This is a genomic window from Pseudomonas abietaniphila, from assembly GCF_900100795.1.
Taxonomy (GTDB): domain Bacteria; phylum Pseudomonadota; class Gammaproteobacteria; order Pseudomonadales; family Pseudomonadaceae; genus Aquipseudomonas; species Aquipseudomonas abietaniphila.
This window is the reverse complement of record NZ_FNCO01000029.1, coordinates 16,675-42,897: the sequence shown is the minus strand read 5'-3', so window position 1 is coordinate 42,897 and position 26,223 is coordinate 16,675. Positions and strand designations below refer to the sequence as shown.

Sequence of the window (26,223 nt, the reverse complement as noted above, 5' to 3'; positions counted from 1 at the left end):
ATTGTTTAACCAGCTTGAGTTTGAAGGCTGGATCGTACTTCGTCATGGCTGTCCCCTCGGTTGGACTGGGTGTCCAACTTTCGGGGGTCAGTTCAGGTTGGCTCCCGGTTTGGCCCGACTTCGTCGGGTACCCGCACTCCGACGACGCTCCGTGGGCCCGCCGCCATCCGCCATCCATGGCGGGGGGCGGCTCTCGCGGCATCCATGCCGCTCGGCCCACTCCACGTCATCTGCGTTTGGCCTGCACCCAAGTCGCGATTTGTATCGTCTGAACTGTCGCGTAAAAGAGCAACGCGGGCTGGAGCTAACGCTCTTCGCATTTTTGGTTCGTACATCCATCTCCCGCACTGCATTTTCAACTGTAGGAGCGCGCTTGCCCGCGATCTGCCGGGAACCGGCAGCAAGACCTGTGCATGCGGAGTGCCAGACATGATTGAGTCGCCTGATTTTGCTACCGCTGCGCGGTAGATCGCGGGCAAGCGCGCTCCTACGCCTTCGGCAGAATCAAAAGCAGAGCAGCAAGCTGCTCCTGCTCTCGCTTTTGATCTTCATACCGCGTACTTCCAGACACCACAAAACGCGACTTGGGTGCAGGCTGAGCGCAGGTGGCGCGTAGTGGGCCGAGCGGCATGGATGCCGCGAGAGCCGCCCCCGGCCATGGATGGCCGATGGCGGCGGGCCCACGGAGCGTCGCCGGAGTGAAGGAACCTGGACGAAGTCGAGGCCAAACCGGGAGTTCAGACCCTTGGTTACTTGGGGATGGTCCGGCATTCCGGTTTTCAAGTAACCCGCCGAAGGCGGAACAGTTGGCCGTTAGGCCAACCCGAAAACTCAGCAACACCCGAGCAAGCGGATAAGCACCCTACCCCTGGCGTCACCGGTTAGGCAGAACCAGAAGCCAGCGCCCCCTTAAAGAAACAGTCATGAATCGGCCCAATGCCAACTGCCAAACCAAAAAAACAGCTTAAAATTGCCCCACCGCGCGCCGGGCCTTTTCTTTGGCCCCGCACACGTTCATCTGACACCACCGCCGACGACCATTCTTCGACGTGTCCACGAACAACCAATCGCAATCCGGCAAGGCACACAGCCTGAGCCTCGCCAAGTCCGGAGAAGTGAGAAGCGCCGCCGCCTGTACCGCGATCCGCCCCGTAAAACCGGACGTCATCCCATCCAGGGTCTCGCATGGGCGCCACGTCCAGACGAACCCGGCCGGTATCGAAATCAGCGCGCGTTGCGACGACGTCGACACCAGCACCTCGTTCAACGCCTCAAGCTCGCGAGCGTCAACCGGCTCTCCTAACGCCACAGACAGAAACAGCCGGTAAAGTGACTCACGAAAACCGATCAACTGCCTGAACGCCGTCACCGAATGCCAGGACGATTGCTGCACCAGCTCCACGCACCGGGCGTGCTCGGCCTCACCAATCAGCCCGGCGTGAAGAAACCAGTGCACAATCTCCTCAAGGCTCGAAAGCTTATCCACCACCGCCGTCAGCGATGTGCCGGGCCTTCGGCCATCACATGTATTCAGATAGTCGAGCACACTCACGCCACCCACCAAACGAATAGCGTTGATCTTCAATTGACCGACGGACATGGCCCACCCCGGCATTGGCTGAAGCCTAAATAATGGCAGAGATGGGCCAACACACCGGACTTTCTGACCAACCCCCCTCAAATTGCGCGGAATCGCCTCTAAAATCCCCGCGAATGGCGTAACCAGTCGTCGATCATCTCCACCGCTGTCGCCACACTGACCTGGTCGCTGTGGATATGCAGCTCCGTAAATACCGGTGGCTCGTACACCGAATCGATGCCCGTAAAACCGCGTACCTCGCCCTCTCTGGCACGGCGATATAACCCTTTGGGATCACGGCTTTCGGCGACTGCCAGCGGCGCATCGACGAAGACTTCGACGAAGCGTTCGTTGCCGATGATCGAGCGGGCGTAATGCCGCGCGGCACGGGTGGGCGAAATCAGTGCCACCATGACCGTCAGGCCGGCGTCGGCCATCAGTGCCGCGACTTCGGCCACACGCCGAACGTTTTCGTCACGATCGTGATCCGTAAACCCCAAGTCCCGGCACAGGCCGCTGCGTAACGAGTCGCCATCCAGAATGCAGGTCTTGAGCCCGCGCGCCTGCAACACCGGGTTCAGCCCGTCGACAATGGTGGATTTTCCGGCAGCGGACAGCCCTGTCAGCCAGATCACATGAGGCGTCGGCTGCCCCTGCGGCGCAGCGCCGTGGGCGAAGTTGTAGGCGAACAGGTTGTGACGCGACGCCTGGGGCTGCTGTTGAATATCCATGAGTACACCTCCTTGTGTGACCTAAACATGCGCCTGATGAATGATGAAATCGGCGGCCATCGGGTCGTAGACAGATTTGAAATCGCCGTAGCTTTGCTTCACCACGAACCTGGCCGCTCTCATCTCGCCTCGAAGCCGACCCGGCAGAATCGGGAACACCCGCAAGCGATAACTGGCACCGTCGGCGAAGGTGTAAACGAATTCACACAACGACTCGTGCAACTCGCCCAACGTGACCTTCGCCGTTTTGCCGCAATAGTAGTAGCGACCGGATGACGAGAACTGCCCGGCGAGAATGGCCTGAAAATTACGCTGATCCACCAGCAGCACGCCTCCCGGATTGAGCAGCCGACGGAACCGCTTCAACACCGCAATGCGTTCGGCCTCCTCGAAGACATGACACAGCGAGCTGCCCAGGCACAGCACCGCATCGAAGGTGCCCAATTGCCGAGGGTCCAGGTCATTCCAGTCGCAACACAGGGTGGGAATGTCCAGGCCTCGGCTGGCAAAGTTGGCCTTCGCTTGCCTGACCATGGTCGGGCTGCCATCGCAAGCCGTTACATCAAACCCTGCGCGACGCAGCTGTACCGAATGAAAACCGCTGCCGCAGGAGGCATCGAATATCCGGCACGCGCCGGCCTGCAACAGCAGTTGCGAAAAGAACGTCCCCTCTCCCTCCGCGCGCTTGTTCCAGTCGATCAACTCGTCCCAGCGACTGACAAAATCAGCGTTGTATTGTTCGGTATAGGCGGCAGGCGCGACGGCCTGACCCACACTGCTCAGGTCAGGGCAATCAGCCGAATTGACGGGTGAGGATGCGTTGCTGGGGAACATGGCTGACTCCTTGTTGGCTGATGTTGTGAGCAAACGCTTGATATTTTTGACCCAGCTCATTGGCGCATTCGGCGGCGTCCTGGACCTTCATGCCCGCTACGAAGTAGCCGAGCATCTGCTCCATGACGTTCATTTGCGCACTCCCGAACATGACCGTGCCATCGGCCATGATCGACTGAATGCCGTCCTGTCGTTGCCCGGCCTCATTAACCTGAATGGCTTCCTCACGCCGGACGCCATAAGGCAGGCCAAGCAGCACCTGACCCATCCCGACCTTCACCGGATACCCGCCCGGCAAACCATGTGGTCCGGGTGCATGCACATGCACCTCTTCGTCGGCGAACAGGTTTTCCAGGACACTGATGACCGACATCGCCGTCAGGTACTGTCCATCGACGCCCCCCAGGCGACGGAAGTTGTCCGCCACACTGCGAAAGATCACGTCCGCATTGAATTCATCCGTGCGTTCCCGGCCATCGATCCAGTAAGACAGATTGAAGTTCGCCTGCTGTGGCAAACCATGGCGTGGCACGTAGTGACTGAAAAAGTGTTGGCCGATCAGTTTGACGCAGACCCGCGACGGCTCGCACCGCGCAAGACGGGCGATGGCGCAGCGCGTTGCGGGAATCAGGTTTGCGATGTTGCCCACGCCGACGTCCGGCGCCATCCCGACCTTGTACAACACGGCGTTGACCGCGTCGGGGAATGCCGCGTTGACCACCAGGCTTTTGGGGCAGGACTGCTTCACGGCACGCATCAATGCGTACGCGGGCGCCAGGTGCATCGGCAGCCAGGGCCCCAGCTGAGCCTGATCCAGTGCGTCAAACGTCGCTTTGGGCAGTTGCGTAATGACGCGCCAGGACTGCAAAGACGCGCAATTGAGGATGACATCCGGTTTGATCCGGGACAGCGTTTCGGCGTTGCGTTCGATCGCGGATTCCGTCAGGTCCATTTCCCACGCCTGGATGCGGACCGACACATTCAGCTGCAACGCACCCAGGCTGACCAGGTTGCACAGGCGGGTCGCCTGTTCCAGGTTGCGGCTGGCCACATGAAAGTCGAACTGATTGCGGGGCGCGAGGATTTGCAAAACCTGCAGGCACAGGTTACCGCCGCCCACGATGAGCAATTTCTTGCGTTGCATGTTTCATCTCCCTGAGTGTCCAGACTGCGCATCAGCGCGGGTAGGCACCGTTGTCCACGGGTATGATTTTTCCGGTCAGATGACGGCTCTGATCGGACAACAGAAACAGGGACACCGGCGACCCCCTCCGGATGAATCGGTTCTTTGAGCACCTCCTGTCGCTCGTACTCCTTGCGGCGATGTTCGGGGATGCGGTCATGGATCGAGGTCTGCCGGATCAAGGCCGGCGAGACCGCATTGACGCGTACACGGGGCGCGAAATTCCAGGCGTTGGCCTTGGTCAGGCCAATGACGCCAGCCTTGGTGGCGCCATAGAGCGCATCCATGCTGCCGACCTCACCGGCCACCGATGTGATGTTGACGATGCAGCGCGCGTGCGGCGCTTGCAGCTCGTGACGGGCGAAGTCCCTCGACAGATAGACCAGTGACTTGAGGTTCACGGACCACATTTCTTCCATTTCCTCATCGCTGTATTCGTAAACGCTTTTGCCGTGGTACAGACCCGCGTTGTTCACCAGTCCCTGCAGCGCGAGGCGATCGTCACGCTGGTACAGTTCACTGATAAAGGACCGATAAGTGTCTGGCCTGGAAAAGTCGGCAACATGCCCCTCCAGCCGGTGGGCGGGCAAAAGGTCCTGGAGGTTACGCAAACCCTGTTTGTCCTTGTCGGCGGCAATGACGTAATAACCTGCTTCCACACAGGCAATGGCGGTCGCTTTGCCTATGCCGTTGGCAGCGCCAGTGATGACAATTTTTTTCATGAGCGTCCCTGCTGAGTGAATTGATTCATGCGTTCGTAGAACGGCCGGTGCGCGTGGTAGTAACCCATCAGATGCGGATGGGCGGTGAGCTGTCGCTCGTCGAAATCCGATGTCGACGCGACGATGTGCGTGCTGCGTTCGGCGTCTTTGTGCCAGCTGCGCCAGGCCTGCCATTGGGGCGGACAGGACGGCGCCCAACTGAGCGCTTCGGGGAGGAACTCCAGCTGCAAGTGATCGCAGAGCCTGCGCAGCGTTTCTTCCGGCTGGTTCGCCAGATCGTCCCCGTTGATCACGTACGGAATCTTGCCGGTGAGCTTGGTGACCCTACAGAACACGTCGTACAGGGCTTTATGGCCGATGGCGTGCAAGGGCATCTGAGCAAACATCGCGAAGTGCGAAACGATGGCCCGACCTGGCTCGCGAATAATGAATACATGCTGCTGCTCAAGCAGAAAGTCGGTGTCTGTCTTCAGTTCATCCAGGCAGTGGTAGCACATGTCCTTGTGAAACACGTTGCGCCGCTCACGCGTGCTGCGCAGCAAGGACTTGATCCCCTCGTAGGTGCGCGGCAGGCCACAGTCCAAGTCGTCGTGGGGAATGGCCGACTGCTCATTGAAAGCCATGTGCGCGAAGGGTTCGTGGAAGACCTCGAAGTCCCCCCGTTCGATGAACACGCGCTCCAGCACTGTGGAGCGCGAACGCGGATGGGCCCACAGCGCGATCATGCGATTCATGACACACGCCCCATCGCCATATCACGCATGGCCAGATCGCTCAGGGGCCTCAGCGCGGGGAACAACGCCGTGTTGCTGGGGCCTTTCACAAACGCCAGCAGTTGCGCTTGTCCTTCTCGGGCGTCGTGGCTGGCGGTGACGAACGCAGGATGCAGCGCGAACCGTGACGGCGCCAGTTCACCTTCGAAGTACGCCTGGTTGAAGTAAGGAATCGCCATCAGCCGATTTAGAACCCGCCGTGGTACCTGCACCCATTCGGTGGCGGGCGTCACCGGCTGATTGAGCTGTTGCCGGCGGATGAGAAACTCAAGGATGTCCGGCGTCAGGGTGTACAAGGTCGTGTCTGCGCCCGTGCGCTGCAGGTGCCAGCAATGCTCACGCCCGCGCACATCGGTGTCGACTTTCAGGCTGCAAAGCAACAACCGCGCCGGTGTCTGCCAACGCCGCAACAACGCCTGAATCGCCTGATAGACCGCCAGTTCCGCCCAGCGCCGGTCCGTCGCGGTCAGGCACAGCCGCCGCTGCGCGGCTTGACGTTCAAATTCCTGTTCGGCACCCAGCCGCCCCATCATGAACGTGATGACGTAGCGGGCCCGGTCCGTGTTCACCCCCGTCACCCGTGCGCGCAGACGACCGCTGTGGATGGCCTTCAGGCAAGCCGCGAACTGCGAAACGGTGAAGCAGAAGGTGTTATTGATCGAACACCCTTGGGCGACCAGCTGTTCGATCGCCCGATACCCCTGCTCGCTGCCGGGCACCTTGATCATCACGTTGGGGGCCAGACTGGCCAGTTGCAGCCCGCGTGTGACGAGCAGGCGTTCGTGCATCCATTCGCCGCCTTCGATTTGTGCCGACAACCAGCCCTGACGTTGCTGCGTAGCATCCCATAACGCGCGAAGTTTCCCCGCCCCCTCCACGATCACCTGGTCGTAGAGCTGACGCGCTTTGTCGCAATCCGTCAGCTGCGAGGGAAGACGGTCGGCAAAATCCTGCCACCGTTGAGGATCTTCCAGCACCGCACGTGCAACCAGTCGGGGATTGGTAGTTGCACCGCTGAGGCCTGATTGACTGGCTGAAAAGTTATCGGGAAGCCAACTCTCGATCACGTCAAACATGCTCGGGTATTGGGTAATCATTCGATCTTTAAAGGCGCCATAGATCGTCGGAGACGAATCCCACCATAGTTCGGAATCCACAGTGTTCTTTTTCAAAAGACAAGCGAATCCGGGGACTTCCATGTGAAGAGTCCTGTATGCAGGTATCCATTAATGATGACGAGGGCCCCAGCAAAGCTGGGCAAAATGCCAGTCTGATCAGACTGATAGTCAGACGCTCTGAACCTTCCGGGGTAAAGATGGATCCAAGCGGATTACCTGTCAAACTCGTTTTGATGGTTTGTTAATCACGAATACGTATAAGAACAGAACTTTATATGACGCCATTAGCAAACGCGTTCAAACACGTTTCACCCCCTCGTTTGAATAACTTCATATGGAGAAGAATAAGAAACATTCAGACATATACTATTAGAACATCGTACAACCGACATTAACAAACGAATCAATGATATCCCCCATATAACGTGGCCAGCCGGGAAAAATTCATTGAAGGCTTAATGACATTATTAAGCCGTTTAATGGACAGTTATTCAATCGCCATTATGAGATCGGCCTGATGCACAGAACATCCACGTCTTGGAATAACTCTTACAGCGCTTGCAAGTTGCACTCGTCATTCCTGTCGAGGCGTTCATGTGAAGGCCTGCTGAAACCTGTAGCGAGCATCGTGTTCTTATCGGCAACCTGCTTAAATCAGGCGAGAACATCAAAAAATCGAGGGACCTGACCGTGACGACACCACTGAACACTGAACGCTACAGCTACCGGGCTCGCTGGTTCCACTGGGTGATGGCTGCCCTGATTGTGCTGGCGTATGCCCTGATACTCAGCCGCAGTCAGTTCGCCAAGGGTACCGACCTGCGAACCTTTGTCGTGCAATCGCATTTCTGGGTGGGGATCGTGGTACTGATCATGGCGTTTTTCCGGGTGGCGGAGCGTCATCGTCATACGCCGCCGGGGGTTACCCCGCCGCTGGAAGGCATCCTGCGGCTGGCCGCCACCTTGTCGCACTACGCGTTGTATGCATTCCTCTTCGCGCAACCGCTGTTGGGGTTGTTCACCGTGCTGCTCGAACGCGGCGCGCTGCCGGTCCCGTTGACGTCGCTGACCATTCCGGCGCCCTTCGATATCGCCAAGGACACCGCGCAAACCCTGGAACACTTCCATGTGTTGCTGGGCACAATCTTCTATTACGTCATCGGGTTGCACGTGGTCGCTGCGGTCTGGCATCACTTCGTGCGCAAGGACAATACCGTGCGGCGCATGGTGTAACCCCACCCGGCACTAGCCCTGGGGCTTGGCCTGGGCCTTGGCTTCGTCGAGCAGTTGCTGGATCACCTGTTCCTGGGTGTCGTAGCTGCCCTCACCGAAGTGGGTGTATCGAATCTGGCCCTGCGCATCGATGATGTAATGCGCGGGCCAGTATTGATTGCCGAACGCGCGCCAGATGGCGTAGTCATTGTCGATCGCGATCGGGTAGCTCAGGCCCAGCTTCTCCACGTTCTTGCGCACGTTGTCGATGACGCGCTCGTAGGGGTACTCGGGTGTGTGTACACCAATCACCACCAGACCGTCCTTCTCGTATTTCTTCGCCCAACCGTTCACGTAGGGAATGCTGCGCTGGCAATTGATGCAGTCGAAGGTCCAGAAATCCACCAGCACCACCTTGCCCTTCAATGATTCCTTGCTCAGTGCAGGCGAGTTCAACCACTGCACCGCGCCGGACAGCGATGGCATGTCCCCTTTGTTGCTGACATCAGGCGCCGTGGCAGCCTTCACGCTGTCCACCAGGTAATCGATGACCGCCGGCACGCCAGTCAGTACGCGCTGCTCAATGGCCGCTGCACCTTCTGAGGATGTCCCGGCCAGCAGTTGATTCTGGTTCCCGCTGGCGATCACGACAGCCACCAGCAACGCTGCGCAACCAGCGCCGCGCCTGAGCCACGCGGTCACCGGTAACGACAGTTTCATTCGGGTCAGCACACCGCGTCCGGCAAATATCAGCGTGCCCAGCGACACTGCGCTCCCCAGCCCGTACGCCAGCAACAACAGGCTGGTGTGCGCACTCGGTCCTTGCAGCATGGCACCGGTCAGGATGATCCCCAGAATCGGTCCGGCACACGGCGCCCACAACAGCCCGGTCGCCACGCCGATCAACAGCGAAGCCGAAGGACCTGACAGCCGCCGGGTGGCCGGGTCAAGCCGGTTGCCGAGGGTCACCAACGGCCACATCAACCAGCTCCCGACCTTCGCCGACAGCAAGGACAGCGCAAACAACACCAACACCACCAGCGCGACCTGGCGACCGATGCCGTTGGCCGTCACCACCCAGTCACTGCTCACCACCGCCAGACTGGAGACCAACGCGAAGGTCAGCGTCAGCCCCAGCAACGTCAGCAGCACTGAAGAGGCCGAGCGGTCGGCGCGGGCGAACAGAAACGGCACGACGGGGAGGATGCACGGGCTGAGGACCGTGACGATCCCGCCCAGAAAAGCGATGAGCAACATACGCATTACCTGCAATCAGAAAAGGCGCGAGCGTTAACCTCGCCCCTTGGAAACCGGCGTCTTGAAGGGACGACTCAGTTGTCGTGGCAGCCGTCCGACATGCTCAGGTAGTCGAGGACGTGGACCTGGTCCGTCGAATCCAGGTAGGTCAGTTGCGAGGTCACAACACTGCAGGCGGGGGTGGTGCCTTCTTTGGACGAGATCACTTTCTTGATGTCCAGATGGGTACCGTATGTGTAGGTTTCAGACTTCACGGAGTCCTGCGCTTGAGCGGACAGAGCGCCCAGGCTGAGGGCGGCAAACAGGGTGGCGATTGAAAGATTTTTCCAGTTCATGGCGATCTCCAGAGCGATGGCTGATGGTTCAAATGGGCCGAGGCGTTGTTCCTCGATGGCGCCTATTGAACGGTCTGGAGGTATCGCGGATGTGTCCGCAAAGCGGTCAATGGCATCGCTACGTGTCGCAGGGGGGTGTGGATACAGTGCGATACAAAGGCGTGTGCTGGGTTGGCTTACGGTCGGCGCTAGAGGCGCTCGGTACCTCTGCCATTTTGGGGGGGCTGATCATTTGGTTCTGCCTGACGGCAGAAGCCGATACCCGGGATCGTTCCAACGCTCTGCGTGGGAATGCCTGTCAGGACGCTCCGCGTCCACGCTGACGCAGAGCGTCAGTCCCTGCGTTATCACGCGGAGCGCGGGAACGATCAAATGACTTCTGCTTTTGTACTTCATGCCTCGCGCGTCGAAACACCTATCCCTGCCAAGCACGAGGCAGGCCAACTGTTTACGGCTGCTCAACCGACCCATCCACCGGATCCGGCGGAATCGGGCCGTCCTGACTGGTGTCGATACTGACCACCACCGACATGCCCGGACGCAAACGCGCCAGATCATCCTGATCGCCGTCCACCGTGATACGCACGGGAATCCGCTGGGCAATCTTCACGAAGTTGCCCGTCGCGTTGTCAGCGGGCAACAAGCTGAACTCCGACCCCGCCGCCGGTGAGATCCGCTGCACACGTCCACGCATCTTGCGGTTCTCCAGGGCATCCACAGTGAACGACACTGGCTGCCCCAGACGCACATTGGCCATCTGCGTTTCCTTCATGTTGGCGATGATCCAGCGCGGACGCGGCACCAGCCCCATCAACTGCGCACCCGAGTTCACGTAAGCGCCCAGTCGCGTACCGATCTGCCCCAACTGACCGTCACGAGGTGCAGTGATGCGGGTGTTGGTCAGGTCGATGCGCGCCAGTTCGATGGCGGCTTCGGCATTTTTGACCGACGCCTCCAGCGAGCCTCGATTGACGATCACCGTTTGCAAATCTTGCCGGGCTATTTCAAGCGTTGCCTTGGCTTCAGCCAGCGCTGCACGCGCCTGCGCATCTGCCGCGCGGGTCACGTCCAGTTCGCTTTTCGACACCGAGCCATCGGTCACCAGCGCGTTGCTGCGGCGCAGGTCCGCCGCCGCCTTCTGGCTCTGCGCCTCGGCGTTTGCAACAGTCGCCTGACGCTGCGCGATGGTGGCTTCGGCACTGCGCCGCTGCTGCAGGTTGTTCTCCAGCGCGGCCTTTTGAATCCCCAGTTGCGCAAGCCCCTGATCCAGATGCTGTTGATACATCCGGTCGTCGATGCGCACCAGCAGGTCACCCGCCTTCACCCACTGAAAATCCTGCACTGGCACTTCATAAACGTAGCCGCTCAGTTGCGGCGAAATGATCGTGGTCTGCCCCCTCACCTGCGCGTTTTCCGTGCTTTCGATGGGGCTGCTGAACGGTGGCAGTTGCCAGGCGTACAGCACGATCAACACGCCCGCCAGCGCGACGCCGCCAAACAGGATCGACGACACCAGACGAATGCGTGCCGAGCGCGGTTGCGTGGTGGCGGGCATCACCGCGGGAGCAGGCGCCGGCCCGGTGGTCGGTGCCGATTGGGTTGCGGAGTTGCCGGGCGCATCGCCTGAAGGTTTGTCCGAAGGATTGCCGGGTTCTGTCATGAAGAGTGCGCGCCAGAAGAGGGAACGGAGGAAGGTGCAGGTGCCGACGGGGTGAACGGCGCCACCGGTTCTGTGGTGATCCACAGCCAGGTCGCACGGCTGGTGATCCAGATCATCGTCAAGACCGCGATCAATGCGATGAGCATGAAGACGTCGTTGTAGGCCAGTGTATTGGCCTCGCGGGTCGCGGCCGTCGCCAGGGTGCGTATGCCCTGGCTGGTGCGTGAGGTCGGGTCAGCAATCGCTGACAGTAACGACCCGCTCGAACTCTGCAAACGTGACTGGACCTGCGGGTTGAGCAAGGTCACGTTCTCGACGAGGTAGGACGAATGAAACTTCTCGCGCCAGACCTGAAACGTCCCCAGCAAGGCCGATCCGATCAAACTGCCGACGTTCTGGGTGATCCCGAACATCACCGAGAAACTCACCATGTTGCGCGGGTTGCTGATCACCCCGCTGATGCCCAGTACCAATGTCGGACCCAGAAAGAACGTACCGCCAAACGCCAGCAAAAACTGACTGAAATACATTTGTGGCTGACGGGTCAGGCTGGTGGAAAAGCTGTCCATGCCGGAACCGATGGCCATCAGCGCCAGCGAGATGATCAGGGGTTTGAACAGGTGCTGCGGGTCGATGGTCATGGCGCTGACCAACAGCCCGGCGACGCTGCCCAGCAACATGAATAAATATAAAGTGTGCAACTGCTCCGTGCCCTGGTTCAGCCCCTGTAAAAAACCCACGGCCCCCGTTGCCTGCTCGGACAGCACAATGCGCGTCAACAGCACACTCAAGGCAAACCTCAGCATCCGCCCGCTGCCCAGCCAGCGGGTGATGAGCAGCGGTCGCGTGCGGTTGTGTTCGATCGCCAGCCCTGCACAGATCGTCGCGATGGAAAACGCCAGCGCCATGCCGATCCAGGGCTCTTCCAGCCACCACTCGATCCGTCCCAGCGACAACGCCGCACACAGGGCCGCAAAGCCTGAGGACAGCAATGCAAAGGTCAGGAAGTCGAGCTTCTCGAACGCCTTGAAGCGGTCGCCCGGCGGCAGTTTGAGGACCAGCACACACCCCAGCGACAGCAAACACATGCCGAGCTCAAACAGATACAACCCTCGCCACTCGGCAATCTGCAGCAAGTCTTCGGAGACCAGCCGTGCCAGCGGGGTCGCCAACTGTGCAGTCCCCAGCCCCAGCACCAGGGCCTTCATCCGCCACTTCTGCGGGAACGCCTGAATCATGTAATACAGCCCCAACGAACTGAGGGCCGCACCGACCATGCCATGCGCCGCGCGTACCGCGATGGCCGAATTAATGTCATTGACGAACAGATGGGCGAAGGTCACCAACGCATACAGCACCAGAAAGCCTTCGGTAAACGCACGGAGTCCGTATTGCTGGCGAAATTTCACCAGCAGCAGATTGATCGAGACGTTGGTCATGACGTATGCGGCTGGCAGCCAGGCAATTTCTGCCTGCGTGGCCCCCAGCGCGCCCTGCAGGTATTGCAGGTTGGCAACCACCAGCGCGTTACCCAACCCGCCGGTCAGCGCGACGATGACGCCGACAATCGCAAACGCCAGCCGCTTGGGCGTCGAGTGCAACGGCGTGGAAGGCGAACCCGGTATGGTCGGCCGCTCATGAGGAGCCCAGTTATGAGGCGTGTACTTGTCGTTCATCGAGCAGACCTGATGGATGCTGTCCTGAGACCGTGACCAGAACGATATGACTCACCGGCCGCTCGCGCGTGATGATGATTCGGCATTATTTGTCGAGTGTCTGAGGATCCGTTTGAGGGAGTTTAGATGTAGCCAAAGGAATTGCAGCGCCTGGAGTTCACCTGCAACCCTGCTGCTAACCTGGCTTGCCCACGACGAAAGCAAGCAGACTGTCAGCGATACCCATAAGCGATATCAGACACATCACCTGTGGGAGTCAGCGTGCTGACGAAGAGGCCGGAACATCCAGCCGGCCTGCGAAGATTGAAACTCAGTGCCCGTGAGCAACCTCACCCCACAGATTCTGCACGCTGACATCGCTCGAGGGCGACCTGCGAGCGAACGGTCGCCGGGCTCACCCGATCATCCGCAACCCCGGCTCCTGCTCAAGCTTCACGTCCACCGCATGAATGCTCGCCTCGCGGTGCTTGAGCATGGCACCCGCACGGCCGTTGAACACGGCATTGATCTCCGACAGGATCGACAACGCCACGCTGTCCGGCGTGTCACCGCCCAGGTCCAGGCCGACGGGGAAATGCAGGGTGGAGAACGCCTGGCCTTCGCGCAGTTGAGCAGGCATTTCATCGAGCAACCGCTCGGTGCGGCTGCGCGGCCCCAGTTGCCCGATGTAGCGCGGCGCACCGTTGAGGACCTGACCGAGCCAGTGACGATCCTGCGTGAGGCTATGGGTCATCACCACCACAGCGGCATCCGCCACCATCGCGGTGAGATCGGGCAAGGCTTGAAGCGGCGCCGCCAGAACCCGGTCTGCTTCGGGAAACCGCTGAGCCCGGGCGAAATGCGGGCGGGCATCGATCACCGTGATGTGCCAGCCCTGCAAGCGCGCCATGCTCACCAACGGAGAAGCGTCATGACCGGCCCCGAAAATCACCAGCCGACGTGGCGCCGGAATGTATTCCAGCAGCACTTCGATCTCCCCGCCCGCCCCTTCATACGTTCGAGTGGCAGAACGACGAGCACTGAGTACCGCACGCAGATCCTCGGCAATCGCCTGCGCCAGCCAGCGTTCATGCATGTGCGTGCGCAACCCGCTCGACGGGGACAATGCGACCCGCTCACCGACCGTGACCTGCCGGTCGTTGTGCGAACCAATCACCGTCGCCAGCGCGGCGCCGTGACCGCTGGCCTTGACCTCGCGCAGTATGTCTACCACCAGGCTTTCACCTTCTGGCAGCACGCGTTCGAAAAGGATATGCACCGTGCCGTTGCAGCCCAGGCCAAAACTCAACTCGGCTTCTTCCAGTTCATCGTCGTCCTCGCCGGTGCTGTACGCACGAATCGACGGCTTGCCACTGGCCGTCAACCACCAGGCCTTCTTGCTCACGTCACTTTCCAGGCAACCCCCACTGACGGTGCCCGTGGCTTCACCCACCTGCGCGATGACCATCCGCGCACCGGGTCGTCGGTAAGCCGAACCCTCGACCTTGACCACCGTGGCGATCACTGTTTCCTGCTGCCCGGCCTGCGCCTGATCGAGCGCCGCGAGCAAACTGGATAGATCATTCATGCATGTCCCCACTGAGTCATGAGCTGAAACGGTACTGTTCAATCGGCAAGGCATCGCTGCCTAGCATATTGGTGCGTTTACTTGCTGACTGCCGGCAGCGCCTCAGGTTCAAGCGTTCACTCACCCCGCGCAGGCACCCCGCACGGAGCAACGCAAAAAAATACGTTCATCCATATTGCTTCCTACTACACTGCTTTTCCTTCTTCGGTGTCAACGTGCCGACGGGTATTGGCTTGTCGGTCTCTTCTGTAAAACAGAATTCCTCGCCACAGGATTATCGTCATGAAAATTCCAGGTCCCGATCACCCCATTACCCTTTCCCCACTCAACGGCCGGGTCACGGTTCAGTTCAAGGGCGTCCAGGTCGCGCAAAGCGACAAGGCACTGGAACTGAAGGAAGCCAGCTATCCGCCAGTCATTTCTGTGCCCCGCTCGGATATTTCGATTGAACATTACGAAAGAACCGAACATCGAACCCATTGCCCCTACAAGGGTGATGCCAGCTACTTCAGCCTGAGCGCCAACGGCCAAATCGCTGAAAACGCCGTCTGGACCTATGAAGAGGCGTATCCCTCAGTGAAAGAAATCGAGGGCCACGTCGCGTTCTACCCGGACAAGGTGACCCTGGACATTCACTGAGTCCTTTCCAGTCATCGCCTCGCTGCATCGCTCCATCGTTTTTGCCACACGACGTCCGGGCCGCAACGAACACCGTTGCGGCTCGCTCATGAGAAGAACGCAGGAAAGCCGTACCGCCTGGCTGCACCGACTCAGCCAACCGGGCGCCGGCAAGATCCGGAGAACACCCGATGACGCGCCATTCACGCCAGCTTCGCGAAACATCCGCCACGTATCCTCTGTGCAAGCGCTATCAGGGCGTGCGTACTCGCACTGAACAACTGGTTGCTCCACTGAGTGCCGAGGACATGGTGGTGCAGTCGATGCCCGACGCCAGCCCGGCGAAATGGCACATGGCGCACACTACCTGGTTTTTCGAAACCTTCCTGCTGGCCCCCAACCTCCCCGATTACACGCCGTTCGACCCGACCTTCGGCTACCTCTTCAACTCCTATTACGAAGCCGTAGGCCCACGTCACCCTCGCCCGCAACGAGGGCTGATGACCCGTCCGGGCGTCGATCAGGTGATGGCCTATCGAAAACACGTCGATGAACACATGTCGGCCTTGCTGATGACCCCGTTGTCCGACGAGATCACAAGTCTGATCGAACTGGGCCTCGCCCACGAGGAGCAGCATCAGGAACTGCTGTTGATGGACATCCTGCACCTGTTCAGCCTGTCGTCGCTCAAGCCCGCGTATAGCCCCGACTGGCCGGAAGATGCGTCTGGACGGCGCGGCCAGTTCAAGCCATTGAGCGCCGGGTTGACGCAAATCGGTCACGACGGCCACGGCTTTGCGTTCGATCATGAAGGCCCGCGACATACCACGTACCTGCAATCCTTCGAAATCAGCGATCGGCTGGTCACCAATGGCGAATGGCTGAGCTTCATCGCAGACGGCGGTTATCACACCGCCGCTCTGTGGTTGTCCGAAGGCTGGACGATGGTCCAGGAAAACGGCTGGAACGCGCCGCTGTACTGGCAACACGACGAGAACGGCTGGAAACGCATGAGCCTGCGCGGACTGGAGCCCATCGACCCGGCAGGTCCCGTGACGCACATCAGTTATTACGAAGCCGCCGCGTTCGCCACGTGGGCCGACGCCCGCCTGCCGACGGAGGCCGAATGGGAAGCCGCCGCCCGGGCCGGTTTACTGGAACAGGTCGATGATGTGGCCTGGCAGTGGACACAAAGTGCCTACAGCGCCTACCCCGGTTTCAAGCCTTCGGCCGGTGCCGTGGGTGAGTACAACGGTAAATTCATGGTCAACCAGATGGTGCTGCGCGGTGGCGCCAGCGTGACCTCGCCTGATCACTGCCGCCTGACCTATCGCAACTTCTTCCAGACCGAAAAACGCTGGATGGTCGCCGGGTTGCGCCTGGCCCGTGACAGCCGCCAACCGGGCGTGGTGAATCCCAACGACAGCGAGTTCGCCCGCGATGTCGTTGCAGGTTTATCGGAACCGACCAAGACGCTGTCGCCGAAATATTTCTACGACGCGATGGGGTCGGACCTGTTCGAGGCCATCTGCGAAACCGCCGAGTATTACCCGACCCGCGCTGAAACCGGCTTGCTCAAAGGCATTGCGGATCAGATCGCCGCGTCGATCCCCGACGGTGCCGCGCTAGTGGAATTTGGCAGCGGCGCCAGCGAGAAAACCCGACTGGTGCTGGACGCCGCGCCGCACATTGCCGTTTACGTGCCGATCGACATCAGCGCCACTGCGTTGAACAAGGCGGCGCAGTCGTTACGCAAGAAGTACCCGACGCTGGTGGTTGCACCACAGGTGGACGACTTCACTCGCGTACTGACCCTGCCCAAGGAAGCCGATGGCCACACCCGCGTCGGTTTCTTTCCGGGCTCGACCATCGGTAACTTCACCCACGAACAGGCCGTGGACTTCCTTCATGCGGCACACGATGTGCTGGGCAAGAACGCTCACTTCATCGTCGGCGTGGACATGGTCAAAGACGCTCACACGCTCGTTGCGGCCTATGACGATGCCGAGGGCGTCACGGCACGCTTCAACAAGAACCTGCTGACGCGCATCAATCGCGAGCTGAGTGCCGACTTCAACGTTGGGGCATTTGATCATCTGGCACTCTGGAATGCCGAACGGGAGCGCATGGAAATGCATCTGGTGAGTCAGGTCGAGCAGGTGGTAAACGTTGCGGGCCACCGCTTTCACTTTGCTGCCGGTGAGCGGCTGCACACTGAGAACTCGCACAAGTTCACGGTGGCGTCTTTTACTGAACTGGCGGCGCGTGCAGGGTGGTCGGTCAGCCAGGTCTGGATCAGCGACGCGCCAGAGATGGCGTTGTTCAGCCTGCAAGCGTAGAAACGTTGCGGTGCGCTGACCGGCGCACCGCAACCGATCCTTCTGGCGCTTATCGACGCCAGCCGTACCCGGCTGATAACGTCCGGCCTCTTCAAAACCGACCCGACCGGGTACAGGCAGCTTGCCCCTCCATGGCTAAACCATCGCACCGTGAAAAGATACTGACCGAAGGACTGAAGGTTGTTCATCAGCGAGGGTTCGCAGGCGCCAGTGTGCGTGACGTCGTGCAGGCGGCCGGAGTGCCTCAGGGGTCGTTCACCAATCATTTCGTGTCCAAGGAAGCCTTCGGCCTGGAGATTATCGATCTCTACTTCGAAGGCACCCGACAAATGGTCGGACAGACCTTGCTCAACCCATCACTGCCACCCATCGCGCGCGTGCAAGCCTATGTCGACTTCCACAAAAGCGCGCTCGAATGCGCCGTAAACAAAGGGTGCCTGCTCGGCAACTTCACCGCTGAGAGCACCGAACACAGTGAGCCGATCCGCGCGCGTCTGGCGCAGATTTATGACTGGCTCAGCGACCACGTTCGCGGTTGTCTGGACGAGGCCATTCAGGCGGACGACCTGCCCCGGGACTTCAACAGCCGGCAGGTCGCCCTGTTCATCATCGCCTCGGTACAAGGCGCCGTTCTGCTGGCCAAGGCTCAGCGCAACACCGCCGCGCTGGACAGTTTCTCCACGATTCTGGCGACCAGCGTCCTGCGCTGAGCGGCGAAAGCGAAAGCCTTTGCTGCAGGGCGCCGGGTCGGAATTTACCGGTGAATACCCGTTCTCCCATGCAAACTTGCACACCCACCCTGCACGATTCTTCATTGTCATTTGCAAAATTGCGCTGTTAGCATCCCTGCTGAACCTCATGGAATGCGGCTCGAATGGCCGCCTGAACGAGCAAGAATAAAAAGCCACAGGGAGTCTGCAATGACGGCACAGGTAGTATCGGCCAAGTCCTCAGGTCATGAACCGGCCTGCGACACCGTTCTGTCCGACGTACGCAATCATATTGGCCACATCACCCTCAATCGCCCACAAGGGCTCAATGCCATCGATCTGGACATGGTCCGCCAGTTGCAACGCCAGCTGGATGAATGGGCCACCGACGACAAGGTCTATGCAGTGGTGTTGCGCGGGGCCGGCGAGAAGGCCTTCTGTGCGGGGGGCGACATCCGCGCACTCTACGACAGCTTCAAACACGGTGAGCCCCACCATCAGGACTTCTTCGTCGAAGAATATGCGCTGGACCTCACCCTCCATCACTACCGCAAACCCGTCATGGCCTTGATGGACGGCTTCGTGCTGGGCGGCGGGATGGGCCTGGCGCAGGGCGTGGACCTGCGCGTGGTGACCGAGCGCAGCCGGCTGGCGATGCCTGAAGTGGCGATCGGCTATTTCCCTGACGTTGGCGGCAGTTATTTCCTGCCGCGCGTGCCCGGGGAACTCGGCATTTACCTGGGCGTCACCGGCGTGCAGATTCAAGCGGCCGATGCGCTGTACTGCGGCCTGGCTGACTGGTACCTGCAAAGCGCACGCTTGAATGATCTCGACCGCCAGCTCGACAACCTGAAGTGGACACTGACCCCGCTCAAGGACCTGCAAGGCGTGCTGGCGAGAATCGCCGTGCAGCGCCTGCCGGATCCGCCGCTGGAAAAACTGCGCCCGGCCATCGATCATTTCTTTGCCCTGCCGGACATCCCGAGCATCATCGAGCAACTGCTGGAAGTGACCGTCATCGACACCCACAGCTGGGCCGTCGACACGGCCAATCTGATGAAAACCCGTTCCCCCCTGGCCATGGCCGTGACGCTGGAGATGCTGCGCCGGGGTCGACACCTGACGCTGGAAGGCTGCTTCGAACTGGAGTTGCATCTGGACCGGCAGTGGTTCGAACGGGGCGACCTGATCGAAGGCGTCCGCGCCCTGATCGTAGACAAAGACAAGAAGCCGCAATGGAACCCGCCCACCGTGCAGGCCCTGGATGCCGAGCACGTGGCGAGCTTCTTCAGCGGTCATGAGGCATGACCTATGCAAGACCTTGAACTGACCGAAGAACAGATCATGATCCGCGACATGGCGCGCGAATTTGCGCGCAACGAAATCGCGCCCCATGCACACGCGTGGGAACAGGCCGGATGGATCGATGACAGGCTGGTCGACAAGCTCGGCGAGCTGGGGCTGCTGGGCATGATCGTCCCGGAGCAATGGGGCGGCACCTACATCGACTACGTGGCCTACGCCCTGGCGGTGGAGGAGATCTCCGCCGGTGACGCTGCGACCGGCACCTTGATGAGCGTGCACAGCTCGGTGGGTTGCGGCCCCGTGCTCAATTACGGCAGCGAAGAACAGAAGCAAGCGTGGCTGGAAAAACTCGCCAGCGGCAAAGCCATCGGCTGTTTTTGCCTGACCGAACCGCAGGCCGGTTCCGAAGCCCATAACCTGCGCACCCGCGCCGAGCTCAAAGACGGTGAATGGGTGCTCAACGGCGCCAAGCAATTCGTCAGCAACGGCAAGCGCGCCCACTTGGCAATCGTCTTTGCGGTGACCGATCCAGAGTTGGGCAAGAAAGGCATCTCGGCGTTTCTGGTGCCCACGGACAACCCCGGTTATCGCGTCGACCGAATGGAACACAAGATGGGCATCCGCGCCTCGGACACGTGCGCGGTGACCTTGAGCGACTGTCGTATTCCCGCGTCCAGTCTGCTGGGCGAGCGTGGCAAGGGGCTGTCGATTGCCCTCTCCAACCTTGAAGGCGGACGCATCGGCATCGCCGCACAAGCCTTGGGCATCGCGCGTGCAGCGTTTGAAGCGGCGCTGGTGTATGCGCGTGAACGGGTGCAGTTCGACAAGCCGATCATCGAACACCAGAGCGTCTCGAACCTGCTGGCCGACATGCACACCCGCATCAACGCCTCACGCTTGATGGTCCTGCACGCCGCGCGCTTGCGCACGGCGGGCAGGCCTTGTCTGTCGGAAGCCTCACAAGCCAAGCTGTTTGCGTCGGAGATGGCCGAGTGGGTCTGCTCCAAAGCCGTACAGATTCATGGCGGCTACGGCTACCTCGAAGACTACCCGGTGGAAAAATACTACCGGGACGCACGTATCACCCAGATCTACGAAGGCTCCAGCGAAATCCAGCGCCTGCTGATCGCCCGCGAGCTGCGGCACTACGCGCTGTAATAGCCCCGCGCGGTGCCGACTGCTTCACGGGGTCGGCACCACGTAGTTGTGGCGACCGAGTAGCAACACCAGCAGAGTCACCGAGTCGGCATTGCTCAGCAACAGCTGACTGCGCTTGACCGCATCCGTCAGAAACACATCCCGTGCAGCGTCAAGGTTTCGGGTGCCGGTGATCCGCAAGACCGCATCGTAGCCGCTGCCCTCGCTGCGACCGAGATCTCGCCACTGACCGTCCTTCTGGTACAGAAAAAGGTTGGCTTTCTGCGTCAGATGCGACATGCCCTGGCTATGCACCAGTGCCAGATCGGCCTTGAGCCTAACGTTATTCGCGTTGTCCTCCAGCAGAAGGTCAGGATAAGGCGCCGACGTTTCCAGATAGACGATGTCATGGGTGTCCGCGACCAGGTGCGAAAACTCATGAATCAATGTCGCCGCCTGAAAATGGGGGACCAGTTCGAAACCTTCGGTCCGCGCCCGGGCATTCAGCGAATAAGGTAAAACGTTGAAAAAACGCTCGGTCAGGAACATGCGTTTTTGTGGATCACGCTTGAACACAAAGCCCGTGGTCGGGTCCTTGACGGATCGATTGGTGCCGACGACATACCGCAACGACGAATGCGTCGACATGGACGCATCCATCAGCCCGTCGTACAGCAACTTGATCACGCGTTCGGTTTCGCTCAGCAAGCGCTGGTCAGGGGTCGCGACACCATAGAAATCCGTCAGAATCTTATTGACCCGGGGATCCAGCGGTTTGCCTCGCTGATGGATATGAAGGTTATCCAGGCAGTTCTCCAGATAGCGTTTGCTGTAGAGCTGCGCTTCAGCAATTTGCAGGGCTTTATCCCGATAACGTGCGCGAATTTCCGGCATACCGGTCGCCTGGACCACCATGACCTCGTCAATATCGAGGTCCAGGAGCGCTGATCGCATTCGAGTGATCAGACCGCCGCCCTTCAAGCCCAGCTTCAAATCGAGTTGCCAGCGCTGACTGGCGTCCATTTCAAGCATTGGCCCTGGCGCGCCATCGGCACCGATGATCATCCACCGGGTTTCGTCCGTGGTTCGCGCGACCTGATACACCCGCCCCCTGACCGACGCGTAGAAGCGCGTACCGCCGGCGCCGATGTACAGGCTTAACAGCTCATCGTGCTGGAGTTCGTTCAGCGCCACATCCTTGACTTCCAGCGCGCCTAATCGCACCCATTGCTCGGGGGTCAATCGTGGGTCAGACCAGGAGAACGTCGTGGTCTCGTTTTCCAGCGCCTCGATGACATAGGGTCGCGACTCGCCCCCGCTCACCAGGTCGTCGTCAACCTGCTCCCGGGCGCTGGCCATCACACCCAGTGCCGCAGAAAACTCCGAGAGTGCCTCGCCCCAGCGCTTGCCCTGTGCCGAGGCGGCCGAGGCGCGCAGCAGGGTTTCGCTTTGCCACAAACCGACCAGCGCACCGAGTTTGCCGGGCATCAAACTCATGATCTGTTCAACCCCAAGGGTCAGCAGAAACCGGGTTGATGCCTCGCTTGCCTCGGCGTTTGTCACCGTGTTTGCGCGTCCGATGTCCAGCAGCACACGCAATGCATTGCCAAACATGAACTCCAGAGCGTTGCCCTTTTGCTCGGCCAGCGCCAGCGTCACCGGGCCCGGTGTTTCAAACGGCACTTCCCCCAGCCCATCGACATTGAAAGGCAGATGGGGCTCGACAAAACCTCCCTGGTCGTAACGTCGGCGTGTGAACGGATCAAGGCGCGCAAGCAACAGTTTCTGCAGCGCTTCGTCACTGCGAATATCTACGAGCAGCGCATCCAGACTGGCGTATTCCTTGATACTGAAGTCCGAGTTGTAAACGGTGTGGAGGATCACGGGCCCGCTGGCAGCACCGCGTGCACAGATCAAGTAGACGCCCGGAACACCGTCGGGCGCCATGCCCGCGTCAGCCACCAATTGCAGCGGGCTGATGATGACGGGTGTTTGACCCACCGGCTCCCTTGCAATCCCGTCCGGCATCATGATCACGGCCAGAATGTAGTGGTAGGCCTGATCACTGATGTTCCCTTGAAGCTTTTCTTCCAGTGCCCGGATGGCCATCATCGGGGGCAGTTGGTCGAAAAAGTACTCGTGACGCAGCGGGTAATCGGGGCTTTTCGGGCTCAGCGCATTTTCCAGCAGCGTCATGTAACCACCGCCCACGTCGAGCTTGTCGATCAACCCGCGCAAGTAGTCCGGCGTCAGCAGTTCGGCCGCCCTTGGCTGGTCCGGCGCAGTGACACTCAGCGCTGCGTCCTGGATGGTGACGAAGCGGTTCAGCGCGTATTCGGTCAACGACTCGCTGTTGACGATGGTCGAGGCAGGAATGCCCGACGGTGTCTGCCCCGCATTTGGCAATCCCGGCACATAATGGCGCAGCGTCACAACAATATGGTCCGGGTCCCAGGATTGCTCCGTAAAGTCCTTGCTCAACTGCTGGAGCAATTGCTCACGGGAGTAGCTTTGCAACGAGGGAATGTCGAACAGAAAATCCGGCTGGTCACGGGTCTGCTGATCGAAGCGGTGCAGCCTGTCGGCATACAGCATCTGGTCTGCGGGGGAGGCCTCCAACAGCCAGTCCGGCAGCATGGCCTGCATCAATGCACTGTCGATTCGCAATGACAATGTGTCCAGTGCGCGACTCAGATACGTATCGCAATTAACCTCCTCGATCATGCGGGCAAACAGCTCAGCCTCCAGACCGCAGCGAAGGGCCCTGGCAGTGACCTGCTTGAGATTTTGCCGCTGGCGGTCAAGCGCCCGGGTTTCAAGGGCCGTGAGGGCATGATCGTCGACCCGGTCGAGCCGAATCACCACCGTACTGTCGGCGTCTTGCTGCAAGTGTTTTTGCAGCAACGCCCGGTCGTAGGCGCCGGTCAGCGCCAGCATCTGGTCACGGTGTACTCCGTAAAACCCGTTCCGCACATGGTCCTGCATCTGTTTGACAGAGGAAAAACTGCACCAGCCTTTCACCCCGTTCCAGAGCATCACCCCACCGTTTTGCGCCTGCGGTTGCCACACCACCAGCATGTCACTCAACGGGGTCGCGCGATTATTGCCGTACAGGACCGACACCAGAAACGCTTCGGTCACAGGCCCGGGGAGCCCGGTTCTCAAACCACGAACCGGGCGATCCAGAACCTGCTGGGCCATGTTCAGCTCATCGAGTTCAATGTCATTGGTGCGACGCTTGACCGCCAGATCCAGGCGCAAGATGTCTTCACGCAAATACCGCGCAACCGTTTCAGGTCTCCACTTCTCATCGCCGTCACGCCATACGCCCTCCCGGCATTGCTTGACGTAGCGCTGATAAAGCTCGACGAAGTCGAAGGCTGCGCTGTCCAGCACATGGTTGATCAGAGGGACGTCAAGGTCATTGAGCGTCGACTCGTCCGAGCCCGATGACAGACGCTGCACGATTTGCGCATCGGCAACCACGGCGTCGCTCCAATGACCACTGACTCGCTCGATGAGCAGCGACACCAGATCTCTGGAAATACGCGCCGGTTGCACACTGACAGGGGCGGCGGCTTCGCCATTGACCGGGGGATCCAGAGGATCGACAGCAGCCGGTGCCTGCCACGTCACCCAAATAAGCGCTGGGTCCACGTCCGTCGTGTTCACGACGCACAAATAGTGCTGCAGCAATTGAGCGCAGTAGTGACGAAGACCGTCGCCCACGTGTCGCAGCTGGGTGGCCCTGGCCTCAAAAATCTGAGTCTGCTCAACCCACGACGGCGCAGGCTCGCTTCGGGATCTGGGCACCTGGACCTGAATCAAGTCGTCGGAGACGCTGCCTTCCCAGACCGAGGCAAAATTGATCAGGGCATCCACCCGCCAGCGTCGGGCACTGAATTGCAGTTGCCGAGGGTCCATCAGCAACCGGACATCGAGCGCGTCGTCGACCATCGCCGAAAAACTTTCGGAGTTGATCACCACACTCAACCCATACGCCAGATTTCGCGCTTGCACGGCGATGATCGAATCGACCCGCTCGGCGAAGAGCGCAGTCTCGATGGTGTTCAGACCCAGCTGCCACGTGTCGGGCGCAAGCACGATGCCCTGATCGTCCAGGGCCAGTGACCGACGCAACCACTCACAGCCTTCGGGCGTCGCGGCAAAGGTCTGCAACGCTGCCAGATTGTCGAACGGCAGCAACCGGTGCTGAGGTGAAAACCAGAGCAACGGGGCGTCGGAACCCGCGCCGAGACGGACCACGAACGTTCCCGCCAGTGAGTACGACCTGCCGTCATTCCCCACTATCGCCATTCGCGCCAGACGCGCATTGCCATCAGCAGGCAACGTGCCATGGGCCGACCGTAACAGAGACTGCAACACGTGCCGGGCCTGCTTCGACAGCTCGGTTTGATGGAGCTGCCGATACAACGCATGGCGCACACTGGCGCTAAAGCTCTCCACCGCGAGGTCACGGCGGGTTCGCTGGTGCATCAGCTTTTCTTCCCAGAACGCCTTGAGCAGCACGCCATAGTGGTCGCCAACCTGGCTCACCGCCTTGCTCAACGCCTGGGCCATCATCTGCGTATTTTCAACACTCAATGGCTGCCCGTCGGGCGCCAGGAATCGTCGCTCGACACCGGGCAGCAACATCCTGCCGCTGCCATCCTCAAAAGCAGCCTGAGCCAGGGTCTGGGTCATCAGAACGATGTCCGGATTGTTCGCCGAGCCCCGCTCCACGACCTGAAGCAACTGACTCTCTGCATCGATGTTCAGCTGCGGCAGCGTGTCCGACAGTTGATGTTTGAGCGAACGCACCAACGCCGTGAACAGCGAGGGTGTCTGTGAGAGCGCGTCAGTCAGCCTGGCGACGCGCTCGGCCTGATAATCGACGATCTCCAGCATCTGCACCTGAAACGGATCGTCATCGATTTTTTCGTACTCGAAATTGGCGGTCGCACTCGCGTCGGCGAAATAGCGCTGCAGCGCGGCCAACAGGTCGATGCGATGTTCGAAGCGTTCGATACCGTGGGCCAGCGTGTACAGATAGACCTGCCGCTGGCTGCCATTTGCGTGGCTCAGCAGCAACGCCGCCGCCAGTTCGAATGGCGTCACCCTGCTCGAATCAAGCGTCAGGCGGTCGACTCGGACAGGGTCTGGTGCCTCGCTTTCACTGTGGCGAGTCACGCGTTGCAGCCATCGCTGCTCTTGGGTCGTAAGCCGCTGCTCAAGCACCGCTTCGCCAAGCGCGTCGATGAACCGCTGCTTGAGTGAAGCTGCGTGGAAATAGGGAGAAGACGTCGAGGACATAACAGTTCCTTTTGCACAATAACGCCCCGCCAGCAACTGACAGGGGCAACAATGGCAAAGGAGCGTATGGTCGAATTTCGTACGAACTGCGTTACATAACGCTGTCATGCAGAGGGGATATTCAGGATTGACTGACGGCCCTGGGCCGCCTGAC

The 26,223-nt window shown here is 60.1% G+C and carries 19 protein-coding genes; 6 read left to right on the top strand and 13 right to left on the bottom strand.

What is annotated here, in order from left to right:
• Positions 1-964: 964 nt before the first annotated feature.
• The 7 genes from BLS87_RS32195 to BLS87_RS32165 form a co-directional block, all read right to left on the bottom strand.
• The gene (locus BLS87_RS32195) at positions 965-1,600 is read right to left on the bottom strand and encodes a CGNR zinc finger domain-containing protein (RefSeq protein ID WP_167362133.1); all 636 of its coding nucleotides are present in this window, start codon (positions 1,598-1,600) and stop codon (positions 965-967) included.
• Between the two features lie 98 nt (positions 1,601-1,698).
• Positions 1,699-2,310 carry an adenylyl-sulfate kinase gene (gene cysC / locus BLS87_RS32190; RefSeq protein ID WP_074759195.1) on the bottom strand — a complete coding sequence of 204 codons (612 nt, stop codon included), beginning with the start codon at positions 2,308-2,310 and terminating at the stop codon, positions 1,699-1,701.
• Between the two features lie 21 nt (positions 2,311-2,331).
• The gene (locus BLS87_RS32185; protein ID WP_083370819.1) at positions 2,332-3,144 is read right to left on the bottom strand and encodes a class I SAM-dependent methyltransferase; all 813 of its coding nucleotides are present in this window, start codon (positions 3,142-3,144) and stop codon (positions 2,332-2,334) included.
• Positions 3,104-4,234: a hypothetical protein gene (locus tag BLS87_RS32180; RefSeq protein ID WP_244165938.1), complete on the bottom strand. Its 1,131-nt coding sequence runs from the start codon at positions 4,232-4,234 to the stop codon at positions 3,104-3,106. The genes BLS87_RS32185 and BLS87_RS32180 overlap by 41 nt, the downstream gene beginning before the upstream one ends.
• A complete protein-coding gene (locus BLS87_RS32175) occupies positions 4,126-5,049 on the bottom strand; it encodes an SDR family NAD(P)-dependent oxidoreductase (RefSeq protein WP_244165937.1) in 924 nt (307 codons plus the stop codon). Before BLS87_RS32175 ends, BLS87_RS32180 begins: the two co-directional genes overlap by 109 nt.
• Positions 5,046-5,783 (bottom strand): sulfotransferase-like domain-containing protein, encoded by a 738-nt coding sequence (locus BLS87_RS32170; RefSeq protein WP_074759191.1) that lies wholly within the window; start codon positions 5,781-5,783, stop codon positions 5,046-5,048. Before BLS87_RS32170 ends, BLS87_RS32175 begins: the two co-directional genes overlap by 4 nt.
• Positions 5,780-7,021, bottom strand: a complete 1,242-nt coding sequence (locus tag BLS87_RS32165; RefSeq protein WP_083370818.1) for a transaldolase family protein — start codon at positions 7,019-7,021, stop codon at positions 5,780-5,782. The genes BLS87_RS32170 and BLS87_RS32165 overlap by 4 nt, the downstream gene beginning before the upstream one ends.
• A gap of 609 nt (positions 7,022-7,630) precedes the next feature.
• On the opposite strand from BLS87_RS32165, the gene BLS87_RS32160 reads away from it, so the two are divergent.
• A complete protein-coding gene (locus BLS87_RS32160; protein ID WP_074759187.1) occupies positions 7,631-8,173 on the top strand; it encodes a cytochrome b in 543 nt (180 codons plus the stop codon).
• A gap of 12 nt (positions 8,174-8,185) precedes the next feature.
• Here the strand turns inward: BLS87_RS32160 and BLS87_RS32155 are convergent, their stop codons facing one another.
• The 5 genes from BLS87_RS32155 to BLS87_RS32135 all read right to left on the bottom strand — a co-directional run bounded on the left by BLS87_RS32155 (position 8,186) and on the right by BLS87_RS32135 (position 14,647).
• Positions 8,186-9,409 carry a cytochrome c biogenesis protein DipZ gene (locus BLS87_RS32155; RefSeq protein WP_074759185.1) on the bottom strand — a complete coding sequence of 408 codons (1,224 nt, stop codon included), beginning with the start codon at positions 9,407-9,409 and terminating at the stop codon, positions 8,186-8,188.
• Between the two features lie 74 nt (positions 9,410-9,483).
• Positions 9,484-9,744 (bottom strand): DUF2790 domain-containing protein, encoded by a 261-nt coding sequence (locus tag BLS87_RS32150; RefSeq protein WP_074759183.1) that lies wholly within the window; start codon positions 9,742-9,744, stop codon positions 9,484-9,486.
• Positions 9,745-10,192: 448 nt separating this feature from the next.
• Positions 10,193-11,299: an HlyD family secretion protein gene (locus BLS87_RS32145; RefSeq protein WP_425262259.1), complete on the bottom strand. Its 1,107-nt coding sequence runs from the start codon at positions 11,297-11,299 to the stop codon at positions 10,193-10,195.
• A gap of 101 nt (positions 11,300-11,400) precedes the next feature.
• On the bottom strand, positions 11,401-13,080 hold the full coding sequence (locus BLS87_RS32140) for an MFS transporter (protein ID WP_074759179.1): 1,680 nt from the start codon (positions 13,078-13,080) through the stop codon (positions 11,401-11,403).
• A gap of 394 nt (positions 13,081-13,474) precedes the next feature.
• On the bottom strand, positions 13,475-14,647 hold the full coding sequence (locus BLS87_RS32135) for an XdhC family protein (RefSeq protein WP_074759177.1): 1,173 nt from the start codon (positions 14,645-14,647) through the stop codon (positions 13,475-13,477).
• A gap of 282 nt (positions 14,648-14,929) precedes the next feature.
• Between BLS87_RS32135 and BLS87_RS32130 the strand changes: the two genes are divergently transcribed.
• The 5 genes from BLS87_RS32130 to BLS87_RS32110 all read left to right on the top strand — a co-directional run bounded on the left by BLS87_RS32130 (position 14,930) and on the right by BLS87_RS32110 (position 20,777).
• Complete coding sequence (locus BLS87_RS32130) at positions 14,930-15,286, top strand: DUF427 domain-containing protein (protein ID WP_074759175.1); 357 nt, start codon at positions 14,930-14,932, stop codon at positions 15,284-15,286.
• A 170-nt stretch (positions 15,287-15,456) separates the two neighbouring features.
• Positions 15,457-17,604 carry an ergothioneine biosynthesis protein EgtB gene (egtB, locus tag BLS87_RS32125; protein WP_074759173.1) on the top strand — a complete coding sequence of 716 codons (2,148 nt, stop codon included), beginning with the start codon at positions 15,457-15,459 and terminating at the stop codon, positions 17,602-17,604.
• A 131-nt stretch (positions 17,605-17,735) separates the two neighbouring features.
• Positions 17,736-18,314 (top strand): TetR/AcrR family transcriptional regulator, encoded by a 579-nt coding sequence (locus BLS87_RS32120; RefSeq protein ID WP_074759171.1) that lies wholly within the window; start codon positions 17,736-17,738, stop codon positions 18,312-18,314.
• A gap of 210 nt (positions 18,315-18,524) precedes the next feature.
• Entirely contained in the window at positions 18,525-19,622 is a 1,098-nt protein-coding gene (locus BLS87_RS32115; RefSeq protein ID WP_074759169.1) for an enoyl-CoA hydratase/isomerase family protein, read from the top strand.
• Positions 19,623-19,625: 3 nt separating this feature from the next.
• Entirely contained in the window at positions 19,626-20,777 is a 1,152-nt protein-coding gene (locus BLS87_RS32110; RefSeq protein ID WP_074759167.1) for an acyl-CoA dehydrogenase family protein, read from the top strand.
• 24 nt (positions 20,778-20,801) lie between these two features.
• On the opposite strand, the gene BLS87_RS32105 is transcribed toward BLS87_RS32110, so the two are convergent.
• Positions 20,802-26,069 carry a dermonecrotic toxin domain-containing protein gene (locus tag BLS87_RS32105; RefSeq protein ID WP_074759165.1) on the bottom strand — a complete coding sequence of 1,756 codons (5,268 nt, stop codon included), beginning with the start codon at positions 26,067-26,069 and terminating at the stop codon, positions 20,802-20,804.
• Positions 26,070-26,223 lie beyond the last annotated feature (154 nt).